Raw genomic sequence first — 12,890 nt, 5'->3', positions numbered from 1 at the left:
TATGACTTTGCGTGAAGCCTTAAGAAGCGGTAATGATCACGTAGCTGATTATGAAAACTCAAGCGCAGGCTTTAGTCAATCTAGCCCACAAAATATTGCCCTTAAAACAAAGATTCATAGTTACTTAGTCGACACGATCGATTTGGTAGCTATTGAAAATATGTCTGAGCAGGATTTAAAGGCACACCTTAAAACCTCGATAGAAAGAATCGTCCTAAAAGATCAGTTGGTGATCAATGAGACTGATTTGGCTAGACTGATCTTTGAAATTCAGAATGAAGTCATTGGTCTTGGGCCCTTAGAGCCATTGCTAGCTGATTCGAGTATTTCAGATATCCTCGTCAACAACTGCCACTCCGTCTATATTGAAAAGAATGGACGCATTCAAAAAACCGATGTGCGCTTTGACAGTGACGCCCATCTTTTAAAAATTATTGGAAAAATTGTTGCTAGGGTAGGCCGTAGGATTGATGAATCCAGCCCCATGGTAGATGCGCGTTTGCAGGATGGCTCAAGGGTTAATGCCATCATTCCGCCTTTAGCAATTGATGGCCCAGTCTTATCGATTCGCCGCTTCTCCGAAATTCCCTTGAAGATGGCCAACTTAATTGCTTTGGGCAGCTTGACTGAAGAGATGGCTATCATCCTGGCGGCGTTGGTGAAGGCCAAAACAAATATTTTGGTTTCTGGTGGAACAGGTAGCGGTAAAACTACCTTGCTTAATATCATGTCTGGTTTTATTCCGGATAACGAGCGGATTGTGACTATTGAAGATGCTGCTGAGCTTCGCTTACAACAGCCTCACGTTGTGCGCCTGGAAACCAGACCCCCAAATATAGAAGGCAAGGGCGAAATCAATCAAAGGGCATTAGTACGTAATACCTTGCGTATGCGTCCTGACAGAATCATTGTTGGCGAGGTGCGAGGGATAGAGGTATTAGATATGCTACAGGCGATGAACACAGGCCATGAGGGTTCATTGACTACTGTGCATGCTAACTCGGCGAGAGATGCTTTGACTCGATTAGAGAACATGATCGGGATTGCAGGCCTGCAAGTCATGCTCAAACCCTTGCGGCAGCAAATGGTATCGGCTATCTCCGTGATCGTGCATGAAGCGCGCTTGAGTGACGGCAAACGAAAAATTATGAGTATTCAGGAAATTACTGGCATGGAGGGTGACATGATTACCATGCAAGAGATTTTCCACTTTGAACAAATCGGTGTGGCGCCGGATGGCACGGTATTGGGTAAATTTTCTGCAACTGGCATACGACCGAGGTTTGCCGAGCGCTTATTGTCTCGGGGTATTCCACTGGCAGACTATTTATTTGATCCTGATTTTCACCGAGATCCTTAAATGAGCTGGTTATCGAGCTTATTTATTGGCTTGGCAATACTCTCGGTATTGGCGCTATCTTGGACGTCCTATCTGCTGATACGCGATCATTATGGAGAAGAGTCTACGCTGCTGGAAAAAAGAATGAGGGATTTGGCATCGGAAAGTACCATTACGACCAGTTTGAATTTAAAGAAAAGAGTTTTCGCCAACTATCCAGCTTTAGATGCTGTCTTAAGGAGGTCTAAGTTAATTCAGAGCCTGGATGACTTCATTCTAAAGTCTGGTAGAGACTGGTTAGTATCCCAACTTTTACTGCTCGAAATCCTCATTGCTTGCGCATTGTTTGCTGTTGGTATCTTCCTGCAGATTTCTATTTGGTTTGCATTACCCATTGCTGGTTTGATGCTTGCTTTACCTTTTATCGCTATTCAGATATTGGTGAATCGCCGTGTCGCTTTACTGGAGATCCAGCTGCCTGATGTTTTAGACTTCGTGGCCCGGTCCATGCAAGCTGGACATGCCTTTACCAGCGCTTTGCAAATGGCGGCTACCGAGTCACCCCAGCCGATTGGAAAGGAGTTTACGATCGCGCTAAATGAAGTTAATTTTGGTATACCGATTCATGAAGTGCTCGGTAGTTTGGCTGATCGCGTAGATAGTCCCGATATGCGCTATTTCTCTGTAGCGGTATTAATCAATAGGGAAGTGGGTGGAGATTTAGCTGGTCTTTTACAAAACTTATCGGCCTTGATTCGGGATCGTTTAAATTTACGGCAATCGGTTCAGGCCATGACGGCCGAAGGGCGCACTTCTGCTTGGATTTTAGGTGTATTACCGTTTGGAGTTTTTGCCTTACTGTATTTTTTTAGCCCCCAATTTGTCTCAGTGTTATGGCATGACCCATTAGGAATTCAACTTATGGTTTTCGCATTAGGCCTTATGGGAATAGGGGCGTTCTGGATGAGATATATCTCTCGTTTGAAGGTGTAGGCGAAGCGCTATGGAAATCATTTTCCTCTCCATCCTATTTATTCTAGTGACGGGCGCCAGCTTTTACTTTATTGAAGGATTTCAATCAAGGCGAATAGATGAGCGCCTCTTAACCATTAAGAACGAGTCCCTGCTTACGCAGTCCGAACCAATTGATCCGCTAGAACTTTATGCGCGCAAGGTCGTGGCATGGTTGGTGACGTTTTCGATGCCGCATGAAGAGTGGGAAACCTCAGAAGATCGGATTCGATTTTTAAGGGCCGGATACCGCAGTGAGAAGATCATTCTAATTTACTTCACTGCTAAAACACTGCTGACTTTAATGCTGCCAACAGTTTATCTATTGTTGTATTTATTTTCAGGTGCCAGCCATAGTACTTTCCGTGTTCTTGTGACCTCTTTTTGTCTCGCTACGGCAGGATATTATTTTCCTAATTTTTATCTTTCTCAAAGAATTAAAGCAAGGCAGCAAGAAATCTTCGAAAGTTTTCCGGATGCATTGGATTTAATGCGCGTTTGTATTGGAGCTGGCTTAGGCTTGGATGGCTCTCTAATGCGCGTCAGTCAGGAGTTGAGCATTAAGAGTAGAGCGCTATCTGAAGAGTTCCATATCCTCAATTTAGAGTTGCGTGCTGGCGCTGTACGTGAGCACGCTATGCGCAATCTTGCTGAGCGCACTGGCGTGGAAGATATCCATTCATTAGTGGCTATGTTGATTCAGTCCGAGCGGTTTGGTACGAGCGTTTCTGATTCATTGAAGGTGGCTGCAGAAGGTCTGCGCAGTAAGCGAAAAATGTTGGCACAGGAAGCCGCAGCCAAAATTCCCGTCAAGCTCACGATCCCAATGATACTGTGCATTTTTCCGGCGCTGTTTGTAGTGATCCTTGGGCCGGCAGTAATCAACATCATTCATACTATCCTGCCATTAATGCGCGCTACACATTAAACATATAATAAGCAGGCTAAAGGCGTAAAAGGGCTGGATTCGTAAAGAGCGTTACAAAAGCTCCTACTATTAAGAAGGGCCCGAAAGCAAATAAGGCGTATCGATTTTGCTTTGTACTGATGAGGTAAATCGTTCCAGCAATACTAGCGCTGATGCTGGCAATGATTAATATTTCCGGTAAAGACTGCCATCCGAGCCAGGCACCTAGGGCCGCAGCAAGCTTAATGTCGCCAAAGCCTAGACCATGTCGCTCGGTAAGCTTTTGATAGAGAAGCTGTGTTATTAGGAGGGTGACATAAGCAAGTGTCGCACCCAATATTGCATCTGCAATGGGAATGGTTACGCCAAAAAAACTTAGCACAACCCCGGATAGTAGAAGTGGGATGGTGAGGTAATTTGGCAGCCTTAACGATTTCATATCAATTAGAGCTAAAGCAATGAGCGTAAAACAAAAGCCAAAATAAGAGACGAGTGTTAAGTAGTGTCCATTAGATGGTATGGCCATATTAGAGGAAATTACTCAGGTTTCTGATTGATTCTGGCTGAGCGAGCAGATTCTGTTGCGGCATTAGACATGCGTACCGCCTCAGCGGCAGCTTCTGTTGCAATGCGGGTTGCTTCTGCAGCTTCTGTAGATGCTTGTAGAGAAGAGGCTTCAGCTTGATGGGCAACTGCACCAGCAGCCGCAGCAGCTGCCGCAGCAGCGGATGCCGCAGCCTCAATTGCCGCCTCAGCAGCGGATGCCGCAGCATCTGCAGCAGCTTCTGCGGCACTTAGAATAAATTGACTGGAGGCTTCTTTAGCTGCTAATGCCGAACTTCTGGCCGCGAGTGCTGATTTTTCAGCTGCACTAGCAGCGCGTTTAGCGGCTTCAGTCGCGTGCATAGTCAATTCTTTAAGGGAGCCCAGAGCCTCGGTATAGCGTTTATTGGAAAGCGCATACCCTTGACGTAAATCACTCATTTCAACTTCAAGAGCGACTAGTTTGGCATAGATTTTTTTAATGTCGTGTTGCATATAGCTTCCTCATATTTGCCCTCGAGGAGTAATTTGACGAAGGCCAAAGCAACAAAGAAGACTTAAATAAATTGTACGCCCACTCTAGTTCACCTGGGATTGGACTAATTTTTAGCTTAAAAGGGCTGGACATGACTCTACTTTCGACTAATATGGGACTAAGGAATTACGCAAACTCCCGTACAATTTTTATACGTATTTATGCGAAATATCTACGCATAAATGCATTTAGCCTGCTCACAACTGACATAAAAGAATCTGAAGGCGGGCAGAAGAATCATCAACACGACTCATAACCAGAGAACCTAAACAGGACCTAAACATCACAAAAAGCCAGCTTTTGAGACTAAAGGTGAGGTTTGGTCATGTAAGCGTTACTTTAAGTAACGCTGGGGGTGCTCGAAAGTGTGTAGGCGATTACTACACACTTTTACAGCAGTTCAACCCCAAAGCCCTTCATCAGCAAAGCAAATAAGCCAAAGCAGATAACTGTCACCACAACGCTTGCCCCCATCGTCATCCAGAATCCTAGCTTTGGCAGTAGGAGTGGAAACAAAAGAAACATAGGCAATGTCGGAATCACATACCAGAAGGTGTAATAGGCGTGGTTTGCTATTTTTTCTTCAGGCTGGTTTTCTACGTACAGCCATACAAGGGTTAAAAGGGTCATTAGGGGCAATGCCGCAATAAAGCCACCCAATCTATCGCTTCGCTTAGCCACTTCAGAAATGAATACAACCATTCCTGCTGTTAGTAAGTATTTGGTAATAATCCAAGCCATAGAAGCCTTTATTGTGTATGCCCACCCCATTATAGGAATATCGTTTAAAACGACAAAACAAGAGTAAATTGAGCTTGTAATGTTTAAAACAATTCTCGCTCTTCCTCGTACTGTTTGGCTTATTGGTTTCATCAGCCTGGTAAATGATTCGGCCAGTGAGATGCTCTACCCTTTGATGCCTTTGTACCTAGCATCAGTCTTAATGGCTGGGCCAAAGGCATTGGGAATCATTGAAGGCATTGCTGAGGCCACTTCTAGTATCTTTAAATTAGTTTCAGGCGTGATTGTTGATCGTACAAAAAAAGCCAAGCCTTGGATTGTTTTGGGCTACACGCTGGCTGGTATTGGTAGACCCCTGATTGTGATTGCGAATTCATGGCTATGGGTTTTAGCAATTCGCTTTACTGATCGAATGGGTAAGGGTCTTCGAAGTTCCCCCCGTGATGCCCTCTTAGCTGAGAGTGTGAATGAAAATCAGCGAGGTATTACCTATGGCTTGCATCGCTCAATGGATAACGCGGGTGCAGTCATCGGACCACTATTAGCGGCGATGTTTTTATCTATGGGGGTAGCGCTCAAAGATATCTTTCTATGGGCCATTGTTCCGGCTGTAATTACCATTACTCTTGCTTTGTGCATTAAAGAACCAAAGCGAGAGGCTGTTCCACAAGCAAGTAAATTTAGCTGGTCGCTTGAGGGGATGCCAAATCAATTCAAAAGATATCTAGTTGTGGCAGGTATTTTTGCTTTGGCGAATTCATCTGACATGTTCTTGTTGCTAAGAGCAAGAGAGGCGGGGGTTCCACAAGAGCAAATCCCTCTTTTATGGGCGGCAATCTCTTTAATTACTACTTTGTTTGGCACTCCCTTATCCGCACTATCAGATACTTTTGGCCGCAAGCGATTTATTTTGATTGCTTGGATTGCTTTTGCATTTTTTTACATTTGTATGGGCTTACCAGGACTTTCCACTTATCAAATATTTGCGCTCTTTGTGGTTTACGGATTATTTAAAGCAGCAACAGAGGGGGTTGAAAAAGCCTTAGTCGCAGACTTTGCGCCAAAAGGTCTGGCTGGTACCGCCTTTGGCTGGTTCAATTTAATAACAGGGTTAATGCTCTTTCCAGCCTCATTTATCTTTGGCTGGATATACGAATCCATTGCGCCACTGTATGCATTCTTATTTTCAGGCGGATGCGCATTGGTGGCATTTGTGTTGATGGCTTTTTGGGTCGAAAGGCCCAATCAAGCTAAGCTAGAGACGTAGATCAAATTATTTCACGAGTAATACTGGTTGTTTTGCTGTGCTACTAATGCGCTGTGCTACTGAGCCCACCAAGAAATACCAAAACTTCCTTCGGTGGTTTTTTATTTAAAAGGGTGTAGAGTGGAAGTTCAATAGGAGAGCCCCCATGATAATTCACGTACCTACCAATCAAGAGCTACAAACTTTGGAGGCCCTGCGTATTCATAGGCGAACACACAGAGCGAGCATTCCAGCCCAGATTTCAGGCCATGTTGAGCAAGCTAAGGGCGGGCTAACTACAGGCCAGAAAATATCAGACACGGTAGCGAAGACAGTGGGGTCCTGGAAATTCATCATCATCCAGAGTATTTGTATTTTGGGTTGGATTACTTATAACTCGCTAAATAATGCCAATGTTTGGGATCCATATCCTTATATCTTGCTCAATCTAATGTTGTCATTTCAGGCAGCTTACACCGCGCCGGCAATTATGATGAGTCAAAATCGACTTTCAGAAATCGACAGGCAGCAGGCTAATAATGATTTTGAGGTGAACGTAAAAGCAGAGTTAGAAATCGAATTACTTCATCAAAAAATAGACATGATGAAAGAAAAAGAACTTTTTGCTCTGACTAAAGCGGTTGAGGCTTTGAGTCAGAAATTGGATGTTTATCGTAAATAATTCAACCATTTCGACCCACGAATTGAGCAATATAGTTTTAGAAGGCAACCTGCATGAAATTGATGTGACCCATCTCAACATTAGTAGATGTTAGTTTTACCCGTACCTTATTTCCGATGGATACATCTTTAGGAAGCTTCAGAAGCATTCCCTCGGCAGGGGGATTGAAAATCCTGACCCACCCATAATTTGGCGTAATGCCGGTAATCACGCCATTAAAGTCTTTGCCAATATAGGGCTCTAAAAATAGCGCAGCTTCAGATTTGCGCATTCTGCGCTCCACCTTACGAATGACATCCTCCTGTGTTGTGCAGTGGAGGGCTAATGCATAAAGTTCCTGGGTTTCATATGCATTAGACTCATTATTAATAGCTTTTTTGAGCATGCGTAAGGTAATTAAATCGGGATAGCGTCGATTTGGCGCTGTTGAATGCATGTAATCTTGAACGGCCAAACCAAAGTGGCCGATCGGAGTAGCCCCTGGCTGCTCTAAAACATACTCTCCTGGACCCATTAGTTTAATAACGACCAGAGATAGGTCGGGAAAGCGCAGGGGGTCCGCTTCGTGCCGTTTGGCTAAAAATTCCGATAGAGCTTTAGAGCTGGCTTCATTAGGTAATACTTCCCCATACTGCTTGGCAAGTTCAACAATGCGTAACCATCGGTCTGGACTACGAACCACTCTTCGTAGAGAAGGGATACCTTTTTTGAGTAGGAAACGCGCAGTCGAGCCATTAGTTGCAATCATGAACTCTTCTATTAGCTGCCTACCACGGTTATGAACCTGTTCGGCAATCCCTATAATATGTTCACCTTCAAAAACAGCTTTTGGCTGGAAAATCTCTAGCTGCAGTGATCCAGCCCGTTGCCGCTTCAAACGTAATCGCTGCGCAATTTCATCTTGGACCCTGATCTGTAGATCCATGCCAGGAACAGCAGCCATTGCGGCTGGCATTTCTCCTTTGCCCTCGATCCAAGTTGATACGGCGTCATAAGCTAACTTTGCTTTATTGTGTACCTTCGCTCTATAAATTGTCGAGCCTAAGATCTCTCCTTTGCTGCCAACAACAATTTCAGTAACTAAAGCCAGCCTGATTTGATCAAAATTGAGGGAAGTGAGGTTGGTAGATAGTTTTTCTGGCAGCATCGGAAAAATTCGTGCAGAGGTATAGATCGATGCGGTGTTATGTTTAGCATACTCATCAATAGGAGTATCTTTTTTAATGAGGGCGTCGACATCCGCTATGGCAATATAGATTTTATGATTTCCATTGCCAGCATCACTGCATACTGTTAATTGATCTAAATCTTTTGAATCATCATTATCTAGAGAGCACCATAGGAGATTGGTGAGGTCCTTAACAAGAGGATCGTTATCTTCTGCTGGCAGATTAATGGCGTCTAGTTGTTCGTGGACTTCTTTGGAAAAATTAGGCTCAAGACCTTTTTCCTCCATCACAATGGCTGCAATCCTGGCTAAATCAGAGCGTTTATATTGCTGATGTTTTGACATAGGTTGCTTATTGACCAGGGTAGTTAAGTATTGAGCTATATTCCATCATATTGAAAGTAATAGCCAAATCTTCTCTAGAGTGAATAAATTACTTAGGGTATGCACTTATAGTATGAGCTTATATATGACTCCTTCTCGGAAGATCATATACCGGTCAATTTACAATTTTATGAAATGAATAAAAAGGGTAATTATGTTTAAAAAAATAGTAGTTCCCATTAGTGGTGATGCAATTACTAAAAAAGAACTTAACAAACTTTCAAAGTTAGCCAAGTTAGATAATGCTGAGGTTGTCTTAGTTTATGTATCCGACCCATTGGCGCCATTCGTATATACCGAAAGTGTCAATAACTCACTGGTATCAGAGGCGGCTCATAAAAAAGCGTGTTCGGAGTTTGCAAAAAAATTATGTGCAAAAGCTAAGACTCAATTAGGCTCTAGTCTCAATGTTAAGTTTATGCATATCATCCATCCCAATATTGCTGATGGTATTTTAGAGGCGGCCAAAAAATCTAAGGCAGATGCGATTGCGATGTCTTCTCATAAGCGCACTGGTCTATCTGGATTGATTTTACGTAGTGAGGCCTGTGAAGTTGTTCTTCATAGCCCTATTCCCGTCATTGTGCTTAATTGATATGAAAATCGAATTCATAGGACCGCCTGTACTTGCCGAGGATGGTGGCATTTTTTATGCGGCTAAGTTAAACGGTGAGACTCTCTTATGTCACTTTAGTTACGAAGCTCTGGAGGATGTTGATCCTGATACAGTTCAAGGTGATGCTGCAACCCTTTTTCAAAAGCATCAACTAAAGCTTCTTTCAATTGCGGAGAAAAAAATTCGAGATGGTCATGCACACGATGGTCAAATTCAAATTTTTAGCAATGACTTGCTTTTATAAAATCCACTAATTTCTTTAATTTTTGCGACTAATATAATTTGTACTTCTCAGTAAAAGCAAAATTTATTATTTCCCTGCTATTTTCCTTAGGTTGGATGGGATTTTCTTTTTGGTATTCCCAGCCTTGGTTCTCAGATCTCAGCAATGAAATAGGAACATTTCCCGCTTACTTCACAATTACATTTATAGCCATCATCCCAGGCTTCATGAATGCCTTTGTGGCGATGGCGCTACTACTGGATCGTCGTCCTAAAGTCATTGTTGATCAGCACTACCCACCAGTCACGATATTAATTGCTGCCTATAACGAAGAAAATTCAATATCCTCAACCTTGTCAGGAATTTTTCTACAGGACTACCTAGCAGATATTCGCATCATTGTGATTAATGATGGCTCTAGTGATAAGACTGTTGATTCTGTTAAAGCATTACAGGCGGCACATCCAAATTTAGAGCTCATTGATTTGGGACATAACGGCGGCAAGGCATCTGCTCTAAATCATGGTTTGGTAAAATGTACGACGGATATCATTATTTCAATTGATGCCGATAGCTATATATTGAAAGATGGCGTACGCCACTTGGTAGGTCGATACCTTTCAGATCCAATCAATACCAAAGCAGTTGCCGGTGAAATTCTCATTCGCAATTCACGAGAAAACTGGATCACTAAGGCGCAGGAGTGGGATTACTTTTTAGGCATTGCTACTATCAAGCGGATTCAGTCTTTATTTCAAGGCACTTTAGTAGCACAAGGCGCGTTCTCTTTATATGACCGCAAAACAGTCCTAGAATTAGGTGGTTGGCCAGAAATGGTTGGCGAAGATATTGTGCTGACTTGGAGAATTCTGTCTGCAGGTCATAGGGTAGGGCATGCTGAGGATGCTTTGGCTTTTACGGATTGCCCCAACACCTTAAGTAAATTTATTCGTCAAAGAAGGCGCTGGTCTCGGGGATTGATAGAGGCCTTTAAGGATAATCCCATGATTCTTTTTAAGCCTAGACTATCCACACTCTATATTTGGTGGAATACGATGTTTCCACTGATGGATATTGCTTTTACCTTTGGCTTTATTCCTGGACTAATTCTCGCTTGCTTTGGTATTTTTTGGATAGCAGGCCCCATGACGCTATCGCTTTTGCCAATGGCTTTTTTACTCAATTGGCAAATGTATCTTAAAGGTAGGGCGATGTTCAACGATGAGCATTTAACAGTTCGGGCAAATATCTTGGGCTTCTTGTCTTATGTTTTTGCCTATGGTTTAGTACTTCAGCCAGCATGTGTTTATGGGTATTTCTCTGAGCTGTTTAATTTTAGAAAAAGCTGGGGCACTAAATGAGAAACTTTCTCCTCTTCAAATTACTGAAGCAATCTTTAATATATATCCTATTTGCACAGATTGTAATAACGCCCCTTGCTATTGCTCAGGGGCTTCCATTGGGTGCGAGAATTTATCAAAGTGTCGATACAGAGCGTAATTCTGTTAGCAAGATCATGGCTGAGTACTGGCGTGATGGAAAGAATGGTCAGGATGGGATTATTTTTGATTCACCATTTCAGCCCTATTATGAGGCGAATGATATCGAGGTGATGACTCAGGAGCGTAAGTCACTCAGGGTGTCTACATCATCTGAAAATATGGCTGGTACTTTTTACAATTTCCCTAAACCTATTTCAATGCGAAATAAGAGCCTTCGGTTTCGAGTTAAAGTCTCGAACTGGTCTCAGATTAAAGAGCTTAGTCTTATTTTAAGTTCGGGAGATGACTCTTTTACTCGTAGCTTTACGCTTGACCTCACAGAGAAATTACATGGTCAAACTAATAATAATTGGGTGGAAGTAACAGCGCCCATTAGTAATTTCTTTTCATACAATAGTCCCAACATGCTTGATATTTACTCTGCATTATGGAGAGTACGTGACAAAGGTGTGTCACGAGTAGAGACTGAAATAGCTGGATTTCAAATTATTGACAACGGTAGCATTGCGCGTATTAGCATTACCATCGATGATGGTGATCTCGATAGTCTTATTGCAAAGCGCATCATGGATCAATACGGGATGAAAGGTTCGCTATTCATTGATCCATCTGCAATTGGACAAAAAGGATTCTTGTCACAAAAGCAGCTTGATCTATTTGCAAGAGATGGTTGGAATATTGGCGGTCATGATATTAACTATAACCTTCGAGCCATGTCGACGCAGGAGGTTGATAGTTTTCTTGGCTCAACAGCCTCTTATTTAAAGGATCGCCAATATGCTGGTCGTGAGTATTTTGCTTATCCTGGCGGTCTAGATGATCCACGAATTAATGCTTTAGTGTTAAAACATTTCAAGTATGGCCTAAATGTTGATAGTACAAGCAATGCTGGAAGTACTATTAGTGACTACAGAATTAACCGTATGAGCATTGATCGTTGGACTACTTTAGCTCAGGTTAAAAAATGGATTGATGATGCAAAATCTAATCATGAATATTTAGTATTAAATTTTCATACATTTAGTGCTGCTCGTAGTACAGATGAAAATATTAGCCCTGAATTATTTTTAGAAATAATTCAATATATCGATGCTAGTCAAGTACTGGTACAAACTGTATCTGAAGCTGTAGAGAGTATTAACACTACTCAACTTAGCGAAGAAATAAAAGGCTTTCCAAGGATAAGCCTATTACCTATTGCTCAAGTAGATCGTATTACGCTCATTGATCCACGAAGACAGGATTTTGGTGTTGGTCTTGCGCAGACTGTCTATAGCAACCCAGGCGCTACATATTTAGGTCAGGAGTTACAGTTCTTGGCTAACTATAACGATGGTAACTATGCATTAAAGGGTGGTTTGGGTATTGGAGTATTAAGTGGAAAAAACTATTTAGTTGGTGATATGACAGCTATGAAATTTGTGAATGCAAATAGCTTAATTGCATTTGGGGTCTACGGTGATGTAGTCAATTCAGTTTTAGGTCTTCAACAAGGTGTTACTCAGCAGGGATGGAATATTGGAGGAGATCTATACAACGATTATGGAGGCCTATCGCTTAGCGGAACTCAAAGCTATTTCACGCAAGGAAATACTCAAACTGGTGGAACTGCAAAAATTTATGCGATGACTGCTTACGAGGGCGTACACATTTACATTAAGGACCGTTACTATATTAATAGTCAGGCAGATACTCCACTTTTCTATTCTCCACAATACTATCAGAGACTTACTACTGGCCTCGGCTGGCGAAAGGTTCTAGGTGAAAATATATATAGTGGTTGGGTTGATGCTGGACAAGCTAATGCTGCAGGAACAAAAATCTTTGCTGGCTCGGGAAGGTTCGCTTTAGACCATGTTCAAAATAAGGCAATCACTTATGGTGTAGCACTTGGCACTGATATCAGTGCGGCTAGTAATTATCAGTACTATTATTTGGATGCGCATTTTAAATACACTTTTTAATCGAAAATAGGCAATGAGTTTCCTTAATT

At 42.5% G+C, this 12,890-nt stretch carries 13 protein-coding genes; 9 read left to right on the top strand and 4 right to left on the bottom strand.

Annotation, left to right across the window (positions count from 1 at the left end; translation table 11 throughout):
* Window position 1 precedes the first annotated feature (1 nt).
* From ICV38_RS08095 to ICV38_RS08085, 3 genes are read left to right on the top strand one after another with little or no spacing between them, the layout of a single operon-like run.
* Window positions 2-1,360 (top strand): CpaF family protein, encoded by a 1,359-nt coding sequence (locus ICV38_RS08095; protein ID WP_215379202.1) that lies wholly within the window; start codon window positions 2-4, stop codon window positions 1,358-1,360.
* Window positions 1,361-2,332 carry a type II secretion system F family protein gene (locus ICV38_RS08090; RefSeq protein WP_215379199.1) on the top strand — a complete coding sequence of 324 codons (972 nt, stop codon included), beginning with the start codon at window positions 1,361-1,363 and terminating at the stop codon, window positions 2,330-2,332. It begins immediately after the preceding gene.
* Window positions 2,333-2,342: 10 nt separating this feature from the next.
* The gene (locus tag ICV38_RS08085) at window positions 2,343-3,278 is read left to right on the top strand and encodes a type II secretion system F family protein (RefSeq protein WP_215379196.1); all 936 of its coding nucleotides are present in this window, start codon (window positions 2,343-2,345) and stop codon (window positions 3,276-3,278) included.
* Between the two features lie 16 nt (window positions 3,279-3,294).
* Here ICV38_RS08085 and ICV38_RS08080 read toward each other — a convergent pair whose 3' ends face one another.
* From ICV38_RS08080 to ICV38_RS08070, 3 genes are all read right to left on the bottom strand, one after another.
* Window positions 3,295-3,783: an A24 family peptidase gene (locus ICV38_RS08080; RefSeq protein WP_215379193.1), complete on the bottom strand. Its 489-nt coding sequence runs from the start codon at window positions 3,781-3,783 to the stop codon at window positions 3,295-3,297.
* 11 nt (window positions 3,784-3,794) lie between these two features.
* Window positions 3,795-4,295 (bottom strand): hypothetical protein, encoded by a 501-nt coding sequence (locus tag ICV38_RS08075; protein WP_215379190.1) that lies wholly within the window; start codon window positions 4,293-4,295, stop codon window positions 3,795-3,797.
* A 430-nt stretch (window positions 4,296-4,725) separates the two neighbouring features.
* On the bottom strand, window positions 4,726-5,076 hold the full coding sequence (locus ICV38_RS08070; protein WP_215379173.1) for a DUF3147 family protein: 351 nt from the start codon (window positions 5,074-5,076) through the stop codon (window positions 4,726-4,728).
* A gap of 79 nt (window positions 5,077-5,155) precedes the next feature.
* Here ICV38_RS08070 and ICV38_RS08065 point away from each other — a divergent pair, with 79 nt between their 5' ends.
* On the top strand, window positions 5,156-6,343 hold the full coding sequence (locus ICV38_RS08065) for an MFS transporter (RefSeq protein WP_215379170.1): 1,188 nt from the start codon (window positions 5,156-5,158) through the stop codon (window positions 6,341-6,343).
* A 145-nt stretch (window positions 6,344-6,488) separates the two neighbouring features.
* Complete coding sequence (locus ICV38_RS08060) at window positions 6,489-7,004, top strand: DUF1003 domain-containing protein (protein WP_215379167.1); 516 nt, start codon at window positions 6,489-6,491, stop codon at window positions 7,002-7,004.
* A 37-nt stretch (window positions 7,005-7,041) separates the two neighbouring features.
* Here ICV38_RS08060 and ICV38_RS08055 read toward each other — a convergent pair whose 3' ends face one another.
* Window positions 7,042-8,517, bottom strand: coding sequence for a ribonuclease catalytic domain-containing protein (locus ICV38_RS08055; protein WP_215379164.1), 1,476 nt, complete (start codon window positions 8,515-8,517; stop codon window positions 7,042-7,044).
* 193 nt (window positions 8,518-8,710) lie between these two features.
* Between ICV38_RS08055 and ICV38_RS08050 the strand changes: the two genes are divergently transcribed.
* From ICV38_RS08050 to ICV38_RS08035, 4 genes are all read left to right on the top strand, one after another.
* Window positions 8,711-9,151 (top strand): universal stress protein, encoded by a 441-nt coding sequence (locus ICV38_RS08050; protein WP_215379161.1) that lies wholly within the window; start codon window positions 8,711-8,713, stop codon window positions 9,149-9,151.
* Window position 9,152: 1 nt separating this feature from the next.
* Complete coding sequence (locus ICV38_RS08045) at window positions 9,153-9,416, top strand: DUF1488 family protein (protein WP_215379158.1); 264 nt, start codon at window positions 9,153-9,155, stop codon at window positions 9,414-9,416.
* A 95-nt stretch (window positions 9,417-9,511) separates the two neighbouring features.
* Window positions 9,512-10,756, top strand: a complete 1,245-nt coding sequence (locus tag ICV38_RS08040; RefSeq protein ID WP_215379155.1) for a glycosyltransferase family 2 protein — start codon at window positions 9,512-9,514, stop codon at window positions 10,754-10,756.
* Window positions 10,753-12,861: a polysaccharide deacetylase family protein gene (locus tag ICV38_RS08035; RefSeq protein ID WP_215379152.1), complete on the top strand. Its 2,109-nt coding sequence runs from the start codon at window positions 10,753-10,755 to the stop codon at window positions 12,859-12,861. The genes ICV38_RS08040 and ICV38_RS08035 overlap by 4 nt, the downstream gene beginning before the upstream one ends.
* Window positions 12,862-12,890 lie beyond the last annotated feature (29 nt).

The sequence above is a fragment of the Polynucleobacter sp. MG-6-Vaara-E2 genome, from assembly GCF_018687695.1.
In the GTDB taxonomy this organism is placed as follows: Bacteria; Pseudomonadota; Gammaproteobacteria; order Burkholderiales; family Burkholderiaceae; genus Polynucleobacter.
This window is presented reverse-complemented; position numbering and strand designations above follow the sequence as displayed.